Genomic DNA, 22,751 nt, shown 5'->3' with positions numbered 1-22,751 from the left:
AGACCGGTCTTGGTGAACTGACGTTCGAATGGAAGACCGGCCCGGCGTGTTACTGAGCTTTTTGCAGATCAACGCTGGTCTGCAAACGGCCCCGCTTGAGCCCACCAAGCCAGCACCAAATCCTTTGATTCCTCAATGGACAGGGCCGAGTTGTTGAGCTCGCGCGCATCTGCGGCAGGGGCTAGTGGCGATGCCTTGCGGGATTTGTCCTGCAAGTCACGCGCCTCCAAATCTTGACGCAAGCCCGCGATACTAGCCGAAATCCCCTTGGAAATCAATTGCTTGTAGCGACGCTCGGCCCTTGTGGTGGCGCTTGCCGTGAGAAAAACCTTCAGTCCGGCATCGGGAAAAACGGCCGTGCCCATATCGCGCCCATCGGCCACCAAGCCGGGAAGGCGGCGGTAGTCCAGCTGCAATTGGTTGAGGGCGTGGCGCACCTCGGTGTGGGCGGCGACCTTGGAGGCCAAGAGGCCGGTGGTCTCCAGGCGCAGGGCGTCGGTGATGTCATCTTCGCCCAGGGTGACGCGGCCTTTGCGGAAGTGCAGGTCCAAGCGCGCGGCCACGGCAGCCACGGCTTGGCCATCATCCAGATCGACACCGGCGCGCTGGGCGGCCAGGCCGCTGGCCCGGTACAGCATGCCGGAGTCCAGCACCACATAGCCCAAGGCGTGAGCGACTTCATCGGCCAGGGTGCCCTTGCCGGAAGCGGTGGGCCCGTCGATGCAGATCACCGGGATGTCCTTGCTGCGTGCCTTGCTGACCTCGAACAGGGTTTCGAAGTAATCGGGGAAGGTCTTGGCGACGCAGTGCGGCTCCAGAATCCGCACCGGTACCGAGGCGTGGGTTTTGTCCGCGACCAGGCCATTGAAAGCGGCGAGCGAGAAGCACATGGCGATGCGGTGATCGTCATAGGTGTGGATGGCGGCGGCTTGCCAGGCCTTCAGCGGATGAACGCGCAGCCAGTCCGGGCCTTCTTCGACGAGAGCGCCGAGCTTGCGCAATTCGGTCGCCATGGCGGCGATGCGGTCGGTTTCCTTGACGCGCCAGCTGGCGATATTGCTCAGCAGCGTCGGCGCATCGGCGTACAAGGCCATCACGGCCAAGGTCATGGCGGCGTCGGGGATGTGGTTGCAGTCCAACTCGATCCCGCGCAGTGGCCAGGCGCCACGGCGCACTTCCAGCCAATTGGGCCCGGCTTCGACCTTGGCGCCCATGGCCTGAGCCGCTTCAACAAAGCGCACATCGCCTTGCAGCGAGGCGCTGCCTACGCCTTCGATGCGCAGCGGGGCGTCCACGGCCGCCAAGGCGCCCAGGGCCACAAAGTAAGAGGCCGAGGAGGCATCGCCTTCCACATGCACCGTGCCTGGCGAGCGATAGCGGCTGCCGGCCGGGATGGTGAAGCGCTGCCAACCCTCGCTTTGCACCTGGATGCCAAAGCGCTTCAACAGTTCCAGCGTGATGTGGATATAGGGTTTGGAGATCAGCTCGCCGATGACCTCGATGACCACGTCTTGCTCGGTCGCGACCAAGGGCAGCGCCAAGAGCAGCGCGGTCAGAAACTGGCTGGACACATCGCCGCGCACCTTGACGGGCTGGCTCAGGTCAAGGGCCGAGGGGCCGCTCAGCTTCAAGGGCGGATAGCCTTCTTGGCCCAGGCAATCGATCTTGCAGCCCAGCAGGCGCAAGGCATCGACCAAGTCTCCAATGGGGCGCTCATGCATGCGGGCCACGCCGCTCAACTCGAACTCGCCACCTTGGGTGGCGGCCAGCACCGCCAGTGCGGCGGTCAGCGGGCGCATGGCCGTGCCGGCATTGCCCAGGAACAGCTTGGCTTCGCCAACGCTCAAGCGTCCGCCGATGCCGGTGACCCGCAGTTTGCCGTGATCCGAGGTTTCCAAATGGCAGCCCAAGGCCTTCAGCGAGTCGAGCATGACGGCGGTGTCATCGCTGTCGAGCAGGTCGTGGACTTCGGTCACGCCCTCCGACAAACCGGCCAGCAGCAAGACCCGGTTGGAGATGCTTTTGGAGCCCGGCAGGCGCACGGTGCCGGCCGCACTGCGCAGTGGCGGGAGGTCGAGAAAAGGAATCTTGAACATGGTGTCAGCAAAAAAAGTTGCGGTAGAGGGCCGCGCGCGGCAGGCGCCTGCGCTCTCGGTCTACTTGGGCTGGCGCGGTGCCGCCAATTGCCACTGAGCGCGGGCTTCCGAGATCAGTCGGATGCGGGCTTCCAGCGCTGCAGCGTCATCGTTTTTCAACAGCGCTTCGATGGCATCCAAGGCCTGTCGGAAGCGTTGCGACTGCACCAGCACCTCGGCCTTGTTGGCCATCAGGATGTCGCGCCAGACCGAGGGTTCGCTCGCGGCGATGCGGGTGAAATCACGGAATCCCGGGCCTGCAAGGCTTAGGAAATCACGGCCGGCCGGTTGTGCGGCGACCGATTGAAAGTAGGCAAAGGCTAGCAGATGCGGTAGATGGCTGACGGCGGCAAAAGCGGTGTCGTGGTTCTCTGGCGTCATCTTCAAGACGCGGGCGCCGAGCGCAGACCAGACATCGGTGGCGCGCTGCACCAGGCCTGCATCGGTCTGCGGCAGCGGCGTCAGGATCACCTGGCAGTCTTGATAGAGCGTCACGTCGGCGTTTTGCACGCCACCCGATTCCTTGCCGGTGATAGGGTGCGCCGGCACGAAGCCATTGATGTGCTTGCCCAAGGCGCGCTGCGCCGCGGCCACCACATCGCCCTTGGTCGAGCCCACGTCCATCACCAAGACCTTGGGCGTGACCAGATGGCGAATCGCCTTCAGGGTCGACTCGGTGGCCGAGACGGGTACAGCGATCAAGACAATGTCGGAGCCCGAGACGGCCAACAGCGCCGATTCGGCCGCCACATCGATGACGCCCAGGCGCTTAGCCATGTCAGTGGTGGAGGGCGACTTGCTGTAGCCCACCACGCGTTTGACCAGGCCGGCTTTCTTCAGTGCCAAGGCGAAGGAGCCGCCCATCAGGCCGCAGCCGATCACGCCAAGTTGGTCGAACATCGCCGGTCTATGCCTTCAGAGGGTAGGAGCCAATCACCTTGAAAAAGGCGCTCAGCTCGCGCAGTTCGGTCAGTGCCGCCGCCACATGGGGCTGCGAGGGGTGGCCGTCCAGATCGATGTAGAAATAGTAATCCCACTGGCCGGTGCGCGCCGGGCGAGACTCCAGGCGCGTCATCGAAACGCCATGGGTCTTCAGCGGCACCAGCAGATCATGCATGGCGCCGGGCTTGTTGGGTACCGAGACGATCAGGCTGGTGCAGTCATTGCCGGTGGCTGGTGGCGTGGCCATGGTCTGCGGCAGGCAGATGACGGCAAAGCGGGTGCGGTTGTAGGCCTCGTCCTGGATGGCGTGGGCAGCGATGTGCAGGCCAAAAATGGTGGAGGCACGCTCGCTGGCGATGGCCGCCCATGCCGGATTGGTGGCCGCCAGGCGCGCGCCTTCGGCATTGCTGGAAACAGCGCGACGCTCGGCATTGGGTAGATGCTTGGCCAGCCAGTTCTGGCATTGCGCCAGCGCCTGTGGATGGGCCAGCACGGCTTCAACACCGTCCAGCGAATTGTCCAGGCGCATCAGGTTGTGGCGAATCAGCAGGCTGACCTCACCGACCACATGGGTGGGCGTGTGCAAGAACAAGTCGAGCGAGCGAGTCACCACGCCTTCGGTCATGTTCTCCACGCCGACCACGCCGTACTGGGCGCTGCCCGAGGCGGTGGCATGGAAGACTTCGTCGAAGCTATTGCAGTAAATCAGGTCGGCGGCGCCGCCGAAATACTCGATGGCGGCTTGCTCGCAAAAAGTACCCAGCGGCCCCAGCACGGCGACGCGCTGCGGCGACTCCAGCGCCAAGCAGGCCGACATGATCTCGCGCCAGATGGCGGCCACATGTTCGTCCTTCAATGGGCCTTTGTTGGCGGTCTTGATCTTCTCGATCACCTGGGCCACACGGTCCGGGCGGAAGAAGGGCGAGCCTTCGCGGCGCTTGATCTCGCCGACTTGCTCGGCCACATGGGCGCGATCATTCAGCAGGCTCAGGAGTTGGGCGTCCAGCGCGTCAATCTGCTGGCGCAGCGCGAGTAGTTCAGGAGCTGCGGTGCTGACGCCCGCGCTCTCCGCTGGTTTCTCAGCCATATTGGGTCTCAAAGTCCTTCAGATAGGCCACCAGGGCCTGCACGCCTTCGAGTGGCATGGCGTTGTAGATTGATGCGCGCATGCCGCCCACGGACTTGTGGCCCTTGAGTTGCAGCAGCTGTCTCTCTTTCGCTCCGGTCAGGAAGGCTTGAGTGAGGGTGTCGGTATTGAATGCGCCGCGCAGGTAGAAGGGCACATTCATGCGCGAGCGGCAGTCGGCCGCGACGCGGTTTTCAAACAGGGGCGAGGCATCCAGCGCCGCATACAGCAACTGCGCCTTGTCGATATTGCGCTGCTCAATCGCAGCAAGGCCCGTCTTGCCTGCGTAGCTGAAAGTCTTCAGCCACTTGAACACCAGGCCGGCCACGTAAATGCCAAAGGTGGGCGGCGTGTTGTACATGGACTTGGCTTCGGCCACGGTCTTGAAGTCAAAGGCCGAGGGGCAGATGCTCATGGCGTGCCCCATCAAGTCTTCGCGCACAAAGACCAAGGTCAGGCCAGCGGGGCCGATGTTTTTCTGCGCGCCGCCAAAGGCCAGGCCGACACGCGACCAATCGATGGTGCGCGACAGCTGCTGCGATGAGCAGTCGATCACCAGCGGCGCATCGCAGCCCAAGGCTTTCAGGTCGGGGAGTTCATGAAACTCCACGCCATCGATGGTTTCGTTGGAGCACAAGTGCACATAGGCTGCATCCTGGCGCAACTGCCAAGTGCTGGCCGCGGGCAAAGCGGTATAGCGGCTGGCCGCTCCGTCGGCGGCCACTTGGACGTCGGCATAACGGCGTGCTTCCTGGGCGCTTTTCTTCGACCAGGAACCGCTCACGACCACATCGACCTTGCCGCCGCGCGACAAGTTCATCGGCACGATGGCGTTCTCGGCCAAGCCTCCGCCCTGCATGAACAAGATGCGGAAGGTGGCCGGTACCTGCAGCAGCTCGCGTAGATCGCGCTCGGCCGCTTCGGCAATCGAGGTGAACTCGGCGCCCCGGTGGCTCATCTCCATCACGCTCATGCCTGAGCCTTGCCAGTCCAACATTTCAGCGGCGACCTGCTGCAAAACTTCTTCAGGCAGTGCGGCGGGGCCGGCAGAAAAATTGAACGGGCGCTGGCTCATCGATTCAAGGCAGAGTGGACAAAGTGAGGGGCTGTAGGGACGGCCGAGTGGGGTTTACTTCTTAGGCGCGGGTGCGGCCGCCGGGGCGGAGGCCGCAGGCTTGGGCGTGATGCCCAAGTTCTTAGCCGTGGCTTGCTGCAAGGTTTTGAACTTGGCGTCCAGGGTCGGGCCGGCTTCAGCCATCAGCTTTTGACCCAAGGCGTTTTGCATCTCGGGGCTGACCTGCTGGTACTTCTTGCTCACCGGGTTGTCCAGCCAGGCAATGATTTGCTTGAGCTCTTCTTCGCTGAACTTTTCGTCCAGAATCGGGCCCCAGGTCGCGGCCGACAGCTTGGCGCCCTTGTCCTTCATCAGCGGCACAGCTTCGTCAACGAACTTGCGCACGTCGGCTTCAATCGCCTTGGCGGCGGCTTCGCGCTTTTCGGCAGGAACCTGGGTTTGCAGGGCCTGGCCGGCGCCTTGCATCATCTGGCCGACCGGCTGCTGAATCAGCATGCGAGCGATGTTCTCAACGCCGGGTTGCTGCAGCTGGATCATCTTGGCGATCAGCTCCTTTTTGGCGGCGCTGGGAGTGGACGTCGAAGCGCCTTGCGCAAAGGACGTGCCGGCACACGCAATCAGAGTTGCTGCGGCCAAAATCTTAAGGGACTTGTTCAAGCTCATTCCTTGTTAGCGTCATCGGCAGCACCGGAATCGGTGCCTTCTTCGTTCGGGGTTTCGGCTTCAGCCGAGCCTTCGTTGGCATCGTTTTCGACGATGCGTTGCAGGCCGGACAGTTTAGAGCCGTCGTCCAATGCGATCAGGGTCACGCCTTGGGTGGCGCGGCCCAGTTCACGGATCTCAGAGACGCGGGTGCGAACCAGCACGCCGCGGTCGGTGATCAGCATGATTTCGTCGTCGGGGCGCACCAGCGTCGCGGCCACCACGCGACCATTGCGCTCGCTTTGCTGGATGGCGATCATGCCCTTGGTGCCGCGGCCGTGGCGGGTGTACTCGAGGATGTTGGTGCGTTTGCCGAAGCCGTTTTCGGTGGCGGTCAGCACGCTTTGCGATTCGTCCTCGGCCACCAACATGGCGATCAGGCGCTGCTCAGGCTCGAGCATCATGCCGCGCACGCCGCGAGCCTGACGGCCCATCGGACGCACATCGTCTTCGTCGAAGCGAACCGCCTTGCCGCCATCGCTGAACAGCATCACATCGTGCTTGCCGTCGGTCAGTGCTGCACCGATCAGGTGGTCGCCATCGTCCAGATCCACGGCGATGATGCCGGCCTTGCGCGGGTTGCTGAAGTCTTTCAGCGAGGTCTTCTTGACCGTGCCCATGGCGGTGGCCATGAAGATGAAGTGATCTTCCGGGAAGACGCGGAACTCGCCGGTCAGCGGCAGCACCACGGTGATCTTCTCGTCCTGCTGCAGCGGGAACATGTTCACGATCGGCTTGCCACGCGAAGCGCGCGAGCCCTGTGGCACTTCCCAGACCTTCAGCCAATAAACGCGACCGCGATTCGAGAAGCACAGAATCCAGTCGTGCGTGTTGGCGATGAAGAGTTGGTCGATCCAGTCGTCATCCTTGGTCTGCGTGGCTTGCTTGCCGCGACCACCGCGTTTTTGCGCACGGTATTCGCTCAGCGCCTGGCTCTTGATGTAGCCGGTGTGCGAGAGCGTCACCACCATATCGGTGGGGGTGATCAGGTCTTCGGTGCCGAGTTCTTGGGCATTCGGCTCGATGGTGCTGCGGCGCGCGCCAATCTTGGTCTGGCCGAATTCTTGGCGGATATGGGTGAGCTCGTCGCCGATGATGGCGGTGACGCGCTCTGGGCGGGCCAGGATGTCCAGCAGATCAGCGATCTGCGCCATGACTTCCTTGTACTCGCTGACGATCTTGTCTTGCTCCAGGCCGGTCAAGCGTTGCAGACGCATCTGCAGAATTTCGCTGGCTTGGTCGTCCGACAGGCGATAGAGGCCATCTTCTTGCATGCCGAATGCAGCGGGCAAGCCTTCGGGACGGAAGGCATTGCGGCCGCCAGGCGTGTCGCCCTCGGCACGGACCAACATCTCGCGCACCAGCGAAGAGTCCCAGCTCTTGCTCATCAGGGCGAGCTTGGCGACAGGTGGGGTCGGCGAGTTCTTGATGGTGGCAATGAACTCGTCGATATTGGCCATGGCCACGGCCAGGCCTTCCAGCACATGACCGCGTTCGCGGGCCTTGCGCAGATTGAAGACGGTGCGGCGAGTCACGACCTCACGGCGGTGCTCCAAGAACACCGTGATCAGGTCCTTCAAATTGCACAGCTTGGGTTGCCCATCAATCAGGGCCACCATATTCATGCCGAAGGTGTCTTGCAGCTGAGTCTGCTTGTACAGATTGTTCAGCACCACCTCGGGCACTTCACCGCGCTTGAGCTCGATCACCACCCGCATGCCGGATTTGTCCGACTCGTCTTGGATGTGGCTGATGCCTTCGATCTTCTTCTCATGCACCAGCTCGGCAATGCGCTCGAGCAGGGTCTTCTTGTTGACCTGATACGGGATCTCGTCAACGATGATGGACTGGCGCTGGCCGCGATCGATATCCTCGAAGTGCACCTTGGCGCGCATCACCACCTTGCCGCGACCGGTGCGATAGCCATCGCGCGCGCCGGTCAGGCCGTAGATGATGCCGGCGGTCGGGAAGTCCGGCGCCGGGATGATTTCCATCAACTCGTCGACCGAGGCTTCTGGATTCTTCAATGCATGCAAACACGCATCGACGACTTCATTGAGGTTGTGTGGCGGAATATTGGTCGCCATGCCCACCGCAATACCGGTCGATCCGTTCACCAGCAAGTTGGGAATACGCGCCGGCAGCACCAAGGGCTCTTTTTCGGAGCCGTCGTAGTTGGGCCCGAAATTGACGGTTTCCTTGTCAATATCGGCCAGCATTTCGTGGGCGATTTTGTCCAGGCGGATTTCGGTATATCGCATGGCCGCGGCGTTATCGCCGTCCACCGAGCCGAAATTACCCTGACCGTCCACCAACATATGGCGCAGCGAAAAGTCCTGCGCCATACGCACAATCGTGTCGTACACCGCGCTATCACCGTGTGGGTGATATTTACCAATCACATCGCCAACGATGCGGGCCGACTTCTTATAAGGCCGGTTCCAATCGTTGTTGAGTTCGTGCATCGAAAAGAGCACGCGGCGGTGCACAGGCTTGAGGCCGTCACGGGCGTCAGGCAGGGCACGGCCAACGATCACGCTCATGGCGTAATCGAGATATGAACGCCGCATTTCCTCTTCGAGGCTGATGGGCAATGTTTCCTTGGCGAACTGGGTCATGCGCTTGTGCTCGGCTCGCACCCATCAGGTGGGCCTGCATCGTTGGGGACTGGAATTGCGATTCTAAGCGGCGCCGGCTGTAGCAGCGGCGCAACAAAGCTGAGATCAGAGTCGCGAAGCACCGCCACAATACGAAGTTATCGGTGCCCTATGGCACAATCGATGAGTCCCTAGGAGAAACCCGCATGTGGGGTTTTTCTAAGGTTTTTTGTTCAAGTACTGGGCACTCGCAGGGCAACTGCGGCATTCCTTGAGAGGAGAATCATGAAGAAATTGAACCAAGTGGCGTCGCTTATCTCCGTCGCCGCAGTCGCTGCCTTCGCTTCGTCTGGCGCGTTCGCACAGACCGTTGACAACTGGCGTGCGACCGATGGCACCGTTTGGAAGAACGGCACGAACGAACTGTGCTGGCGCGATTCCAACTGGACCCCGGCAACTGCCGCTCAAGAGTGCGATGGCGCGCTGAAGCCAGCTCCTAAGGCTGCTCCTGCTCCCGCCCCGGCTCCTGCTCCGGTGGTTGAGGCTCCTGCAGCTCCGAAGCCTATCGTTGTGCCTCCGAAGCCCGTGAGCGAGAAGGTCACCTTCGCTGCTGACGCATTCTTCGACTTCGACAAGTCGGTGTTGAAGTCTGAAGCCAAGGCCAAGTTGGACGATCTGTACAGCAAGACCAATGGTCTGAATCTGGAAGTCATCATCGCTGTTGGCCACACCGACTCGGTGGGTAGCGATGACTACAACCAGAAGCTGTCGGTCCGCCGCGCTGAAGCCGTCAAGGCCTATCTGGTGAGCAAGGGTGCTGAGAAGAACCGTGTTTACACCGAAGGCAAGGGCGAGAAGGCTCCTGTTGCTGACAACAAGACCGCCGAAGGCCGCGCCAAGAACCGCCGCGTGGAAATCGAAGTGGTCGGTACACGCGCTAGCAAGTAATCAAGGGTCAAGCGCCTCGGCGCTTGCCTTATTGGATTGCTAGTAAAAGCCCCGCTCGTGCGGGGCTTTTTTATTGGCGCATTCCTTCTTGCAAACCTCATTTTTCATAGCACTCCGCCATGACCAACGCTGACCCTCAAGAACTCGCCAAGTTTGGTGATTTGGCCCACCGCTGGTGGGATACCGAGAGCGAATTCAAGCCCCTGCATCAGATCAATCCGCTGCGCCTGGACTGGTTGTCCAGCCTGTGCCCGCTGGCGGGCAAGCAGGTGCTCGATGTGGGTTGCGGCGGCGGCATTCTGTCGGATTCGATGGCGCGTCGTGGAGGCCAAGTCTTGGGTATTGATTTGGCGACCAAGGCGCTGCGCGTGGCCCAGTTGCACGCCATGGAGGCGGGCACTGAGGGCGTGGAGTACCGGGAAATCGCTGTCGAGGCCTTGGCTTTGGAGCGGCCCGCTTCCTTCGATGTCGTGACCTGCATGGAAATGCTGGAACATGTGCCCGACCCGGCCTCGGTGGTGCGGGCTCTTGGTGAACTGGTCAAGCCGGGCGGCTGGGTGTTCTTGTCCACCTTGAATCGCAACCTCAAGTCCTTTCTGTTTGCCATCGTCGGCGCGGAGTATTTGTTGAAGATGATTCCGGCCGGTACCCATGAGTACGCGCGCTTTCTGCGCCCATCGGAGTTGGCGCAGTTCAGTCGCGACGCCGGCCTGGAACTTCACTCCAGCCGCGGTTTGAGCTACAACCCGCTGACCCAGCGCTATTCCATGGGTACAGACACCGACGTCAACTATCTGCTGGCCTGCCGTCGACCGCTATGAACTTGACGGCATCGGAGTCTTTGCTCGAACTGCGCTCGGGTGTTCGTGCGGTCCTGTTTGACTTGGATGGGACTTTGGTTGATAGCGCTCCTGACTTGGCGGGTGCAGCCAATGAGATGCGCCTTCTGCGCGGCCTGCCGGCGCTGGACTTGGCGCAATTGCGGCCCATGGTGGGAGCCGGCGCGCGGGGCATGCTGGGGCTGGCTTTGCAAGTCCGCCCGGAGGATGCGCAGTACGAAGCCTTGAAGGACGAGTTTTTGAGCCGCTACGAGGCGCGTCTGTCTCTGGAAACCCGCTTATTTCAAGATGTGCAGACCCTGCTCGATGCCTTGGTCGCAGCGGATATGGCCTGGGGCATCGTGACCAACAAGGCCGAGCGTTTTGCCTTGCCACTAACGCGGCAGTTAGGTCTGCATGACTCGGCGCGAGTTGTGGTCGGTGGAGACACCACGCCGCATTCCAAACCGCATCCCGCGCCTTTGCTGGAAGCTGCCAAGCGCGCGGGCGTCGCTCCCGAGCATTGCATCTACGTGGGGGATGACGAACGCGACATCGTGGCCGGTCGTGCGGCGGGCATGCGCACGGTGGCTGCAGCCTGGGGATACCTAGGAAATGGCAAGCCGATTGAAGAATGGCGCGCAGATATTGTTCTTTCTTCGCCCGCGCAGCTCTTGCAAGTGCTCGGACTACCCTAAAATAGTGAGTTCTGGGACCGACCAGGTTTCGACGTGGGTGCGGATCCGGAGTAGGGCATGTCGAGCACCAGTTCGCTCGTAAAACCACTGGAAACAAAGTAACTGCAAACGACTCTACGTTCGCACTCGCCGCTTAATTGCGCGTGAGCTTCTCAACGGTTGGCCAATGGGCCGGGCTTAAGTCGCAAGATGGACAGCTGAGAAGTCATTCACATTGGCTGGTTTCTTGCCGGGTCACTCGGTAGGGAACAAGATTTAGTGACTGGCGGGAAGGATAGCGTGCCACTGCGCGATTCAACCGTGAGATTCAAACCAGCCGGCTAAACATGTAGATCTGCCCGGTGATGGCTTGCGGACGGGGGTTCAATTCCCCCCGGTTCCACCATTACAGCCTCCGACAAGGTGCGGAGAAGTCCAAAAAGCCCTAAGTAATCAACGACTTAGGGCTTTTTTCTTGTCCGTTGAAGTGCGCCAAAGGTTGGGGGCATCCGGTCAAGCGTGGGGGCAACATTGGGGGCAAGCCTAGAATTGGGGGCAAGCGGTTCAGGAAGTTGCCCCCAGCAAAGGAGATGCCCCCATGGCCCAAGACAAACTCACCGATGTGCTGATTCGCAATGCGAAGCCCGGCGAGAAGGCGCAAAAGCTCTTTGATGGTGGCGGCCTCTATCTGGAGCTGCGGCCGAATGGGGCCAAGTATTGGCGCTTGAAGTACCGGGTTTCAGGCGTTGAGAAGCGGCTGAGCTTGGGGGTCTATCCGGCCACGGGCTTGAAAGATGCCCGAGCCAAGGCGGCCGAGGCCCGCAAGCTGGTGGCGGAAGGGGCAGACCCGAGCGAGCAGCGCCAGGCGGACAAGGCTGATTTGCAGCGCAAGCGAGAAGCTGAGCGCTTGGCGGATGCTGGCTTGCCGCCCGTGGATTCCTTTGAGGCTGTGGCCCGCGACTGGCTCAAGACCGTACATGAGGTCAAGGTAAGCGCCGGCCACGCGGAGCGCACCCGTATTCGCCTGGAGCAAGACGCCTTCCCTTGGATCGGGCGCCGGCCCATTGCTGAGCTCGAGGCGCCTGAGCTGCTGGAAATGCTGCGCCGGGTCGAGGCGCGGGGTGCAGTTGAAACCGCCCATCGCATCAAGGACGCTTGCGGCCAAGTGTTCCGCTACGGCGTGGCCACGGGCGCATGCAAGCGCAACCCGGCCGCCGACTTGAAAGACGCCATGCAGCCGGTGCAGACCCGCCACCATGCGGCCATTGTTGACCCAGTGCAGGTGGGCAAGCTGCTACGCGACTTGCGCGGCTATTCGGGGCATGTGGTGACGCGGGCCGCTTTGGAGTTGTCGGCGCTGCTGTTGCTGCGGCCCGGAGAGCTAAGGCATATGGAATGGGCCTGGGTTGACCTGGCCGGGGCCATGCTGACCTTGCCGCCTGAGGTGATGAAGCGCAAAAAGGCTGACAAAGTAGACGGCCCGCCTCATCTGGTGCCCTTGCCTTTGCAGGCGGTGGAGCAGTTGACGGAGCTGGAGCGCTTGACCGGATCGGGGCGGTTCGTGTTCCCCGCATTGACCAGTGGGCAACGCTGCATGAGCGAAAACACGGTGCGCAGCGCCTTGCGGCGGCTGGGTTATGGCAATGAGGACATGACCGCGCACGGCTTCAGGGCCACTGCCCGGACCATGATTGCTGAGCGCCTGGGCATCGCCCCTGAGGTGATCGAGGCTCAGTTAGCGCATGCCGTGGGTGATGCCCTGGGGCGAGCCTATAACCGCACCCAATACCTTGCACAGCGCCAAGCCATGATGCAGACCTGGGCGGATTACTTGGACAAGCTGAGGCAGGGTGCCGAGGTGGTGCCGATACAGGGCAGGGCCGCATAACTGAGGGCCGTCCTGGGCGATTCAATCAAGGGCCGCAAGGCCCTTTTTGGAGCCTGCGCGGGGTGGAGGTGGTGCCCGGCATCCTTTCGCGCCGTGTGTGCCATGGTCTTGCTGAAACAGGGGGGAGAGTGCCACGGTCGTGCCGAAACAGGTCAGGGCCGCTTGATTGCGGGCAGTTAGCAGGAAGTTTCAGTCAAGGGCCGCAAGGCCCTTTTTGCTGCCTGCGCGGGGTGGGGGTGGTGCCCGGCATCCTTTCGCGCCGTGTTTTGAGGTGTCCGCCTCCAGAAAAATGGCTGGGGACACAGAAAACTCACGGGAACGCGGGAACAGGCGGGCAAGCTGGCCGGTGATTCTTAGCGGAAGCCAGCAACCATGCGGGTTAGCGGGCGGCCAGGTGCGCCAGGAGAGTACGGGAACAAGAGCGGGAACAGAGCGGGAACACGGGAACAGAGAAGAGAAGAAGAAACATATTCATTACTTCTTTCTGATCTATTGAGGCAGTCGATCGCTTGGCAGAGCTGACGGCGGCGCAAGGTCTTGGGTCCTTCCGGCCTGGTTCGCTCTGCGGGTGATTTAAGCCGCAGCATGCCTCTAGCTGATGGCCCCTATAGATAGGCAACACGCAACAGTCCAAGGGATTCCGCTAGCGTCCGCCAACGTGCGACGCACGACGAGTACGGCAGCCGTTGGAAAGGTCCGCGTCGGCCGTGTTGCGTCCGTCTGAGACGGTGCCCAGCTCGTTTGGGCCGCATCTTCCTTGGCGCTTTACGGACGCGGGCGGAAGCGTGGCGCGGGTGGCAGCTCCCCGGCCCCTTACGCCGCCGCCCGGAACAACTGGGCGTCACTTGTTCCGCACATTTCTGCAGGATCGCGGCTGCACCGCGCCTCCGGCTGCTAGCTACAGCCGGCAAGCCTGAAACCCTGCCAGGCGGCGCGGTGCTTTTTCGGCAGGGGCAGGGGGACCTATGTTGAAGGAATATGACTTGCCCGCGCTGCAGCGTCATGCGCAAGGGGCGGTGCGGCAATACCTCAGAGCCTGGCCCTGTGCCACTCCTGCCAGCGAATTGCAGGAAGCGAAAGCGGCTGCGGCTGAGGCGCCGCGCTGGTTCGATGGCAAACCGGCGCGGCGACTGTTGGCTTACTTGCAGCCAATGGGACAGGCGAAGCGGGCGGCCCCGCTTGATGCGATGGCCGAGCTGCTGGCGGCGCTGGCGGAAGAAGACTCTTCATCTTTGCTGGTGCTGCATCCCGTAAGGCCTGCCGAGAGGCTTTCGGCCTACGCATTACGGAACAGTCATGCCCATGGGTGGGGCATGGCCTCGCCGGGTCCTGTTTTGCCATGTGACGAAGCGCCGCACTACTTGAGCCCGAATCCGAGCGCCAAACGAGTCGGCAAGCTGCGTTTGAACTTGAATGACTCGACGGCAGAGGATGCGGAACGGAACGCCAATGCATGGCTGCTGAATTACTGGCTAGAGAACCTGAAGGCTGGCCGTATCAATGCTGTAGACCGGCCGCCAGGCTTAGCCCCTGGGGCGGTGTTGGGGGTGTCGGATGCGGACGCGGTGCGGCTGTGGCCAGCGCTGATGCCGGCCCCGGTTGTGCGTGTGGACTCGGCGGCGATCAAGGCTAGGCAGGTTGCGGCCCTTGCGACGGCCTCGCCGCCCGATGGCTTTGTCATCGGGAAGACCTGGAGGATAGCTGACGCCGTGGCTTTCATCACCGCCTATGACGCGCTGATAGCTGCTGGCTTGGGCAAAGAAGCGGCCTTGTCCGAGCTGGCAAACAAGGGCTGGGCCAATGCCTGGCGTACGTTGACGAAGCGCATCACCCAAGGCAACGAAGCCCGCGAAAGTCTCAATAAACAGCGTGTGCCCTCTTGGCCAGTAGAGGCCGGAACCCGGAACGGAACCGGAATCTGCTAGCCCGTTCCGGGCATCCTCGCCGAGCATTCCGTCATTGCCCCTCGGGGTCTTGATGGAGTCAACAAAGTGCAACTCGTATCCGAAAACCGCCCGCAGATCAAACGTGACCGCCTCTTGCGGCTTCCTGATGTGGAAACCGCTTCAGGCATGAAGAAGTCCACCATTTACCTACTTATGAAGCGCGGCCAATTCCCGCGCTGCGTGCAGGTCACGCCCCGCTGCGTGGCTTGGCCGGAATCCGCCGTCCTGCAGTGGGTCCAAGACCGTATCGCCTCAGTTTCTGGGGTGAACGCACAGAGCGGCGGCAATGCCTCTGTGCTTGGTGTATCCGGCGGCGAGGGTGCGCAGCAATGAGCGCCGCTCCGGTCCAAACCCACGGCCGCCGTCTTGATCCGTTGGCAATCCTGAGCAGTATGGATACTGCCGTTGATCTTCCAATTGCGCGGGATCTCATTGTCTTGCTTCGGGCCTCCTACTCTGGGATCGCGTTGCTGCAAGCGGCCTGCGATGCATTGGAGCGGAACCCCGATGCCGGCTATCTTCCTTTGTTCCCAAAAGGCTATGACCCTGGGCCTCAACCATGGCCCTTGTCGGATGCGGCATTGTGTCGCCGGCTGCTGAACCTGATTGGCGATGCGCTCAAACGCGACCCAAGCCAGGCTAGGGGCTGGGCCTGCTTCCGTGCGCTCTGTGATGGGGCTGACTTCCTTGCCAATGCTGCGATTCTGGAGCCGCGAGACGGTCACGAAATGCGGCGGCCTGGTGGCCTTCGTCTCTCGCCTGCGGCATTCAATGGGGAACGCTTGCGCGCCCAAGTCCTGACTCTGCCGCCTTCGCCTGGCGTACCTGGCGGCGAGGTCTTGCGCATCACTTGGGAGGACACCGGCCGCCTCGTTGTTCAGAGCAAACCGGGGCTTTTCTGGCAGGCAGACAGTACGGCAGAACCTGAGTGATTGCACCTCGCCCAGCTTGAGCCATCTCAGGCCCAATGCGCCCGCGCTACTTGAGCGCGACTCGATGAACCAGACCATGAAAAGGCACAGCGTGCTACATTCCCGACAGGTGCTTGAAAACACCTCAAATCACGCGGTTAGCCGCCCCGACAGAGCGGCTTTGTCACGTCCAGACTTCCAAGTTATGGGCGGGATGGGCCTATCCGTAAGGGTGGCCGCACGACGTGATTCGTGTTTTCAACATCCCGCCCACCCCCTGCGCTTGAAAACGTGGGGCGGTGGTTTCCAGCAGCTCATCACGGAGCCTGAAACCATGACTACCAAAGCCAGCGGCATGCTTGCCGCTTTGCCACGCCCTACCGAGGGTGCCCCCGCTCATTACTTGCGCCGTGTGGCGCGTCGAATCGTCCTCAAGGCGGCCTTGCGTGGCCGCATGTCTTGGCAGGTGGCCTTGCCCTTGCTGAACCGCTTGGAAGGCCAGGAGGTGCAGCCATGAGCGCCCGGCGTATTGCGGCCGAGAGCCAGCGAGTGAAGCGCTTTCTGGCGTCAAAAGGAAAAGCCGGCGCCTTGAGCAGTGAGATTGCCAAGGCCTGCCGCGTGTCTGCTGTGGCTGAAATCGTCGCCCGCTTGGCTGCGGCCGGTGAGCCGGTGGACTCCAGCTTTGATGCCTTTGTTTACGCGGACGGCTACACCACCGAGCAGCGGTTCTTTCTGTTCCCTGAGGCGGTTTGCTGGGACTTCGTTCCGCACTTCCATGCCATGCCCGGCAGTCCTATTGCCTTGAAGCTCAAGGGTTCGGAGGTGCAGCCATGAGCGCCCGCAAGCCGAGTCACGAAAAGAACACTGGCCGCAAAGCTTCCCCTGCTTTGGCGTTTTCTTCAAACCCATTCATTCGCCAGATTCGCTTGGCAATGAGTGCGCCGGCCAAGGCAAGGGTTGGAGTTTTGGATTTGAGCGAGGCCCAAGCTTGGATGCGAGCAAGGGGATTCATGAAAGGCGGCGGCTCATGACAGAGAAAACAGCCGGGCGGGTCATTACGCCTGCCCTGGTGCGTGATGCCCTGGCCTGCATCCCTCCCGATGTAGACCGCGAAACCTGGGTGCGCTTGGCCATGGCTGTGAAAGCCGAGCTGGGCGCCGATGGTTTCGAACTGTGGGACAGCTGGAGCCAGCAGGGCAGCGACTACAGCGCCACGGCGGCCAAAGATACTTGGCGCAGCATCAAGGCAGGCGGGCGCGTCACGGTGGGCACATTGTTTGGCATCGCCAAAGACCATGGCTATCGCTTTCCAGATGCGGACAACATGCAGGCGCATGCACAGCCAAGCCCAGAGGCCCTGGCCGAAGCAGAGCGCCAGGCCGAGCGCAAGCGCAAGCAACGCGAAGCCGAGGCGGCCGATTACCGAAAGCGGGCCGAGCAGGCGGCCAAGGATGCGGCCGAGCTGTGGGGCGATGCGCTGCAAACAGGCGTTAGCCCGTACTTGGCCCGCAAGGGTGTGCAGGGCTTCGGGGTGCGCTATCTTGCAGACGGCATGCTGCTGGTGCCCATGCGCAATGCGGCCGGTGAACTGCAGAACGTGCAGCGCATCGCCCCGGCCAAGCCTACCCCTGAGCAAGAGGCGCGGGGCTGGCGTGAGAAGCGCTTTCTCTCAGGCGGGCGCAAGGCCGGCATGCTGCATTGGTTGGGTGAACCGGCCGGCGCTGCAGTGCTGTGCCTGGCTGAAGGCTACGCCACGGCGGCCAGCATTCATGAGGCTTCGGGGCGACCTGTGGCGGTGTGCTTTGATGCAGGCAACCTTGTCGCAGTAGCCAAGGAGCTGCGCACGGTCTACCCTGGCGCGGCCTTCTTGGTGTGCGGTGATGACGATACGGCCACGGCTGAGCGGACCGGCAAGAATCCGGGCAGGGTTGCTTCGGCTCAAGTATTGAGAGCCATGAAAGCGGCCGGCGCAGTGGCCGGCGAAGTGTTCCCGGACAGTGGTTGTAACGACTTCAACGACTTGCACGCGGCGGCCGGTTTGGAGAAGGTGGCTTCGCTGGTGAATGCGGCCGTGGAGTCTTTGCCGGTCGCTGCGGTGTCGAATGCGCCCGCAGAGGCGAGCCTGGCCCCAAGGCCTGATGCAGCGGACCCAAGGCCTGATCTTGAGTGCCATGCTACGGCGCCTGAGAAATCGGCCGCAGCGAGAGCGAGCAAGGGGACCAGCAAAGTAGTGCATCTGCCGAAGCGCCAGGCTGACAGCGCTGCAAGCGCGGGCGGTTCTTCTGGTGGGCATGGGGGGAAGGGTGGAGGCGGCCAAGATGGGCAAGACCCTGCGGACCCCTTCCACTTGTCGGCCGAGGGCTTGTTTTTCGTGTCGCGTGATGCTGAGGGAAACGAGCGCAAGCCCGAATGGGTGTGCGCCCGCCTGGAAGTGATCGCAAAGACTCGCAACGATGGCGCGGAGGCTTGGGGCTATCTGCTGGAGTTCAAAGACCCGGATGGAAATTCCAAGGCCTGGGCAATGCCTGCGCAGATGCTGGCCGGCGAGGGTAGCGAGTGGGCTGGCTATCTTCGGGCTATGGGTCTACAGATAGCGCCAGGAACCAAGGCCCGCAATCTGCTGGCCCGCTATATCGACACCCGGCGCATTTCGGCCCGTGCGATAAGCACGGATCGGGTGGGCTGGCATGGTGGCGTGTATGTCTTGCCTTCGGGGAGCATCGGCCAGGCCGAGGGCCAGCGCTATGTTTACCAAAGCGAGGGCGGCATTGATGACCAGTACAAGCAGCGGGGCGAGCTGGTGGCCTGGCGTGATGCCGTGGCGGCGCTGGCCGTAGGTAACTCCCGCCTGATGTTTGCGCTGTGCTGTGCATTTGCTGGGCCGCTGTTGCGCCTGGCAGGTGTGGAGAGCGGCGGCTTCCAGTACCGGGGCGACTCCAGCGGAGGCAAGACCACGGCCCTGAAGGTGGCGGCCAGCGTGTACGGACCGCCCGCCTATATGCAGCGCTGGCGCACCACGGATAACGCCTTGGAGGCTACGGCCGTGCAGCACAGTGACTCACTGTTGATCCTTGATGAGTTCGGCCAGCTCGACCCCAAGGTAGCCGGCGAATGCGCCTACATGCTGGCCAATGAGCAAGAGAAGGGGCGGGCCACCCGTGGCGGCCTGGCCAAGCGGCGGCGCACCTGGCGGCTGTTGTTCCTGTCTTCGGGCGAGCTGGGCCTTGGTGACCACATGCGCCAGGCTGGCAAGGACATGCGGGCAGGGCAAGAGGTCCGCTTTGTGGATATACCCTTAGACGCGGGCGCTGGCATGGGCGGTCTTGAATGCCTGCATGGCTTCAGCTCTGCACAGGCTTTGGCCGATGGCATCGCCCATAACGCTGGCCAGCACTACGGCTCAGCCGGCCGGGCCTGGGTGGAATGGCTGGCCGGGTGCTTCGATACACTGCCGGCCGAGCTGGGGCCGCTGATCGAGGCTCAGAAGTCGGCGCTTGTGCCGGCTGCAGCGGCGCAGCAGGTTTTCCGCGTTGGCAATCGCTTTGCGGTGGTTGCTGTGGCGGGCGAGCTGGCAACGCGGGCGGGCATCACGGGTTGGCAGGCAGGGGAGGCCTCGGCTGCCGTGCGGAAGTGCTTTGATGCTTGGCTGGGTGCGCGTGGCCACATGGATAACGGCGAAGAGGCCTCAATGCTGCGCCAGGTGAAGGCCTGGCTTGAGAAGAACGGAGATGCGCTGTTTACCTGGAGCCATCGGGCCATGGATGACCACCGGGGGAACACACCCTACCGGGCCGGTTTCAAGCGGTTGGTGGACGAATGTGGAACACCACTGAAGTTCGATGCAGCTACCGACTACTTGGAGCGTCACAGCGCCCCCGAATCAAACGAGCGGCTTTCAGCTCAAGTTGAATTCATGGTGCTGCCTGAGTCCTTCCGCCAGGAAGTAGCCAAGGGCTTTGATGCTGGGGCGGTGGCGACTTTACTGAAGCGGCGCGGGCATCTGCGCCATGAGAAAGACCGGACGACCAGCAAACAGCGCTTGCCCGGAATGGGCCTGGCGCCGGTCTATCACATCAAGCCAAGCATTTTTGCGGATGAACTGTGAACTAGGTAGGCCAGTTTTTTATGATCTGCAGCCGGGCAATATGCCCGTTTGGAGGTCATTTGAACAATCGAAAAGAACATCGGCCGAGGCATGTTTTTAAGTACCTTAGCCTTGATGAACGGAGCATTGAGTTCACTCGCCAAGCCCTGGTGTCACAGAAGCTCTACTACCAGAGTCCTTTGAAGTTCAACGACCCGTTCGACTGTTCGCCAGTTCATGACGCCAGCGGTGTTACGCCAGCCCGCCTACAAAGGCGCCTGGTCGAAAGCCTGAGCCGGAGAGGGTTACCGGCAGACCAGGTGAAAAAACTGACTCAAGAAGACCTAGTCAAGTACTTGCAGAAACTTCAAGAGCCATCTACCAGGAGGGCACAGAATCAACTTCTAAGGGAGGCTGTTGGCACGATTGGCGTGCTGTGCTTATCTTCGCGCGGTAAACATTCCCTCATGTGGGCGCACTATGCCTCAAAGCACCAAGGCATAAGCTTGTGCTTCGACGGCAGGCACGAGTACTTCGAAAAACTGCATCGAGTTCACTATTCGCCGCTACGCCCAAAAATTTGCGGTCTGCAGGATCCTGCGGACGACGAGGCGCAACAAGAACGTATGCAGCAAGCGCTTTGTGTAAAACATGATGTGTGGCGATACGAGGACGAATGGAGAGACTTTCGATTTCCGACAGATGCAGGGAGTGAGGCAGTCCGGGTTCAAACTTACCCTCTACCGGCACTGAAGGGTGTTTTATTGGGTGCTGACATAGGAAACAATCAACGGAAGCAAGTCGCCGAATGGCTGGCGGAAGCTGCCCCAAACATTCACGTTTGGCAACTCCACCTTGACAACCTTTCCTTCGCTTTAAAGGCCGAGCGGGTGCGACTCACCAAGACCGACTCCTGGAGCTTCGTCAGCGCATGAGACGCCTTGAGTTGTTCCCGTGCATGTATTGGCGGGAACAGCCTTCAGCCGGTGACGGGAACAGAAAACGCCAGTGTTCATGCGGGTTTGCGCCTTGCCGTTCCCGTGTTCCCGCTGTTCCCGTTGATTTTTAGGGCAGGGCAAACTCGGAGAGTTTCGGAGGTAGCATCCGGGCCGCTGCGAAGCGGTGCAGCATTGTGTGTCTGGGGGCAACTTTGGGGGCAACTCGGCATTGAAAAAAGGCGTTTTCATAGGAGAGTTCAAGTGACCCCGGTCCATTGCAAGCTCTGCCTCGCGGCAGAGTTCCTCATCAAAAAGCCCTAAGTTTTCAAACACTTAGGGCTTTTTTCTTGTTCAATACGATGGCGATAGCTGCTTGTGCCTCGCCTCTCTTCAATTGGTGCGCCATGAAATCCATTCTTCCCTTGCAACTGCTGATTGCTCCGTCCAAAACGGATCCGCAGCCTTTGGTTCTGTATCACGGCAAAGGCTGTTCCGATGGCTTTGCTGCGGCTTTGGCGGCGTGGATCTATTACGAGGGGAAGGCGGAGTTCATCGGCCTGGATCATGGCCAGGTTCAAAGCGTGGCTGATTTGCCTGCGTTGGCTGGGAGAGCGGTTTACATCCTGGATTTCTCCTTCCCGCAAGAGATTTTGAGCGCCATTGAAGAGGCGGGGGTGGCCAAACTGGTGCTGCTGGACCATCACAAAAGCGCGGCCGAAAAGCTGAGCGGCTATGCCTGCCGCTGCGGTGTTTTGCACTTCGACATGAGCAAGTCTGGCGCTCGCCTGGCCTGGGAGTTTTTCCATTCCGAGGGCGAGGTTCCTGCTCTGGTGCGCTATATCGAGGACCGTGATATCTGGGCATGGCAATACCCGGAGAGCGGCGCCTTTTTGTCTGCCCTCGATATGGAGGAAAAAGACTTTGTACGCTGGCAGGCCTTGGCGGCTTTCACGCCAGAGCAACTCACGGCCTTTATGGCGCGCGGCGCAGCCATGGACGAAAAGTATCGCAAGCTCTGCGCCGATTTGGCAGAAGGGGCTCAGCCCCTGGTCTTCAATGGCATTGAGGGTTTGATGGTCAATGCGCCTGGCATGTTCCACAGCCTGGTGGGGGATTTGCTCTCCGCCAAGTCAGGCACGTTTGCCTTGATGTGGAGTGCCGGGCAGGGCGGTGCGGTGAAGTGTGGGCTGCGTTCGCAGCGCCACTTTGATTGCATTGCGCTGGCCGAAAGCATGGGCGGTGGTGGGCACGCCCAGGCCTGCGGTTTCCGAATGGGTGTGGAGCGCTTGCCTGCCTTGCTCAGTGGTCGCTTTGAGGCTCAGGCCCCATCTGAAGCCTGAGTTAGGTCCTTACTTATTGAATGTCAGCAAGTCGCTGGGCAGGACCTTGATGGCGGCCAGGCACTTGCCCTTGGCCTCGGTGAACTTGTTCAAGTCGCCGACTTCGCAGCGGTCCGCGCCATGCACTTGTAGGCGAGCAATATCCCAGCAGGCGATGCCATTGAATTGCACAGTTTTATTGCGAACTTCGCTCGGCTTGATCCAGGCAAAGCTGGTCAGTTGCGTTGAATGAACCAGGCCGTTCGCCCGGTAAGCGGAAAAGTCTGGCACCAGATTGCGCACCTCGAACGGCAGCTTGTTGGCCAGTGACAACTCGAAGCTGCAACCGCCAGGGCTTTCTACGCGACGGGTGATCTGCAACTCGAGCATCTCGTCGAGTTTGACTTCCGGTTTCTTTTCCTCGGCGGCCGAGGCGGTGTTGTCGGCAGCATCGACATAACGCCAAGTGCCGTTGTCTTTCAACACGATGCGGCGGCCTTTTTTGTCCACCAGTTCGAAGTCGGCGCGTGCGGGGGCCGTGAATGCCAGGGCCAAGGCCAGCAGTCCAGCGCTGATAAGAACGGGGCGACCCATGCTTGATATCCTTCAGAGATTGATTGCAGACAATTTTGCTTGTTTGATGCT

The 22,751-nt window shown here is 61.3% G+C and carries 20 protein-coding genes and 1 other RNA gene; 14 read left to right on the top strand and 7 right to left on the bottom strand.

Going from position 1 to position 22,751, the window contains the following annotated elements:
* Window positions 1-68 precede the first annotated feature (68 nt).
* From LNV06_RS02960 to gyrA, 6 genes are read right to left on the bottom strand one after another with little or no spacing between them, the layout of a single operon-like run.
* The gene (locus LNV06_RS02960) at window positions 69-2,096 is read right to left on the bottom strand and encodes a bifunctional 3-phosphoshikimate 1-carboxyvinyltransferase/cytidylate kinase (RefSeq protein WP_263536741.1); all 2,028 of its coding nucleotides are present in this window, start codon (window positions 2,094-2,096) and stop codon (window positions 69-71) included.
* A gap of 60 nt (window positions 2,097-2,156) precedes the next feature.
* Complete coding sequence (locus tag LNV06_RS02955) at window positions 2,157-3,035, bottom strand: prephenate dehydrogenase (protein WP_263536740.1); 879 nt, start codon at window positions 3,033-3,035, stop codon at window positions 2,157-2,159.
* A gap of 7 nt (window positions 3,036-3,042) precedes the next feature.
* Window positions 3,043-4,164, bottom strand: coding sequence for a prephenate dehydratase (gene pheA, locus LNV06_RS02950; RefSeq protein WP_263536739.1), 1,122 nt, complete (start codon window positions 4,162-4,164; stop codon window positions 3,043-3,045).
* Window positions 4,157-5,278 (bottom strand): 3-phosphoserine/phosphohydroxythreonine transaminase, encoded by a 1,122-nt coding sequence (gene serC, locus LNV06_RS02945; protein ID WP_263536738.1) that lies wholly within the window; start codon window positions 5,276-5,278, stop codon window positions 4,157-4,159. The genes pheA and serC overlap by 8 nt, the downstream gene beginning before the upstream one ends.
* Before the next feature lie 54 nt (window positions 5,279-5,332).
* Complete coding sequence (locus LNV06_RS02940) at window positions 5,333-5,935, bottom strand: DUF2059 domain-containing protein (RefSeq protein ID WP_263536737.1); 603 nt, start codon at window positions 5,933-5,935, stop codon at window positions 5,333-5,335.
* 2 nt (window positions 5,936-5,937) lie between these two features.
* Window positions 5,938-8,598 (bottom strand): DNA gyrase subunit A, encoded by a 2,661-nt coding sequence (gene gyrA, locus LNV06_RS02935; protein WP_263536736.1) that lies wholly within the window; start codon window positions 8,596-8,598, stop codon window positions 5,938-5,940.
* A 264-nt stretch (window positions 8,599-8,862) separates the two neighbouring features.
* On the opposite strand from gyrA, the gene ompA reads away from it, so the two are divergent.
* The 14 genes from ompA to LNV06_RS02865 all read left to right on the top strand — a co-directional run bounded on the left by ompA (window position 8,863) and on the right by LNV06_RS02865 (window position 22,127).
* Window positions 8,863-9,525: an outer membrane protein OmpA gene (gene ompA, locus LNV06_RS02930; RefSeq protein ID WP_263536735.1), complete on the top strand. Its 663-nt coding sequence runs from the start codon at window positions 8,863-8,865 to the stop codon at window positions 9,523-9,525.
* Window positions 9,526-9,644: 119 nt separating this feature from the next.
* Complete coding sequence (gene ubiG, locus LNV06_RS02925) at window positions 9,645-10,346, top strand: bifunctional 2-polyprenyl-6-hydroxyphenol methylase/3-demethylubiquinol 3-O-methyltransferase UbiG (protein WP_263536734.1); 702 nt, start codon at window positions 9,645-9,647, stop codon at window positions 10,344-10,346.
* Complete coding sequence (gene gph / locus LNV06_RS02920) at window positions 10,343-11,041, top strand: phosphoglycolate phosphatase (protein ID WP_263536733.1); 699 nt, start codon at window positions 10,343-10,345, stop codon at window positions 11,039-11,041. Before ubiG ends, gph begins: the two co-directional genes overlap by 4 nt.
* Window positions 11,042-11,054: 13 nt before the next feature.
* Window positions 11,055-11,426, top strand: a transfer-messenger RNA (tmRNA) gene (gene ssrA / locus LNV06_RS02915).
* A gap of 192 nt (window positions 11,427-11,618) precedes the next feature.
* Window positions 11,619-12,908 carry a tyrosine-type recombinase/integrase gene (locus LNV06_RS02910; protein WP_263536732.1) on the top strand — a complete coding sequence of 430 codons (1,290 nt, stop codon included), beginning with the start codon at window positions 11,619-11,621 and terminating at the stop codon, window positions 12,906-12,908.
* 965 nt (window positions 12,909-13,873) lie between these two features.
* Window positions 13,874-14,833, top strand: a complete 960-nt coding sequence (locus LNV06_RS02905) for a hypothetical protein (protein ID WP_263536731.1) — start codon at window positions 13,874-13,876, stop codon at window positions 14,831-14,833.
* A gap of 66 nt (window positions 14,834-14,899) precedes the next feature.
* A complete protein-coding gene (locus tag LNV06_RS02900; RefSeq protein ID WP_263536730.1) occupies window positions 14,900-15,187 on the top strand; it encodes a helix-turn-helix transcriptional regulator in 288 nt (95 codons plus the stop codon).
* Between the two features lie 59 nt (window positions 15,188-15,246).
* Window positions 15,247-15,786, top strand: coding sequence for a hypothetical protein (locus tag LNV06_RS02895; protein WP_263536729.1), 540 nt, complete (start codon window positions 15,247-15,249; stop codon window positions 15,784-15,786).
* A 313-nt stretch (window positions 15,787-16,099) separates the two neighbouring features.
* A complete protein-coding gene (locus LNV06_RS02890) occupies window positions 16,100-16,282 on the top strand; it encodes a hypothetical protein (protein ID WP_263536728.1) in 183 nt (60 codons plus the stop codon).
* On the top strand, window positions 16,279-16,599 hold the full coding sequence (locus LNV06_RS02885) for a hypothetical protein (protein WP_263536727.1): 321 nt from the start codon (window positions 16,279-16,281) through the stop codon (window positions 16,597-16,599). Before LNV06_RS02890 ends, LNV06_RS02885 begins: the two co-directional genes overlap by 4 nt.
* On the top strand, window positions 16,596-16,796 hold the full coding sequence (locus LNV06_RS02880) for a hypothetical protein (RefSeq protein ID WP_263536726.1): 201 nt from the start codon (window positions 16,596-16,598) through the stop codon (window positions 16,794-16,796). The genes LNV06_RS02885 and LNV06_RS02880 overlap by 4 nt, the downstream gene beginning before the upstream one ends.
* Window positions 16,793-19,870 (top strand): DUF927 domain-containing protein, encoded by a 3,078-nt coding sequence (locus LNV06_RS02875; RefSeq protein WP_263536725.1) that lies wholly within the window; start codon window positions 16,793-16,795, stop codon window positions 19,868-19,870. Before LNV06_RS02880 ends, LNV06_RS02875 begins: the two co-directional genes overlap by 4 nt.
* Window positions 19,871-19,929: 59 nt before the next feature.
* Window positions 19,930-20,784, top strand: a complete 855-nt coding sequence (locus LNV06_RS02870; RefSeq protein ID WP_263536724.1) for a DUF2971 domain-containing protein — start codon at window positions 19,930-19,932, stop codon at window positions 20,782-20,784.
* A 407-nt stretch (window positions 20,785-21,191) separates the two neighbouring features.
* On the top strand, window positions 21,192-22,127 hold the full coding sequence (locus LNV06_RS02865) for a DHH family phosphoesterase (RefSeq protein ID WP_263536723.1): 936 nt from the start codon (window positions 21,192-21,194) through the stop codon (window positions 22,125-22,127).
* A 9-nt stretch (window positions 22,128-22,136) separates the two neighbouring features.
* Here LNV06_RS02865 and LNV06_RS02860 read toward each other — a convergent pair whose 3' ends face one another.
* The gene (locus LNV06_RS02860) at window positions 22,137-22,700 is read right to left on the bottom strand and encodes a hypothetical protein (RefSeq protein WP_263536722.1); all 564 of its coding nucleotides are present in this window, start codon (window positions 22,698-22,700) and stop codon (window positions 22,137-22,139) included.
* Between the last annotated feature and the right edge of the window lie 51 nt (window positions 22,701-22,751).

It is taken from the genome of Paucibacter sp. Y2R2-4, assembly GCF_025717535.1.
Classification (GTDB): Bacteria; Pseudomonadota; Gammaproteobacteria; order Burkholderiales; family Burkholderiaceae_C; genus Paucibacter_A.
The sequence above is the reverse complement of the archived record's forward strand: the minus strand, read 5'-3'. Positions and strand labels throughout refer to the sequence as shown.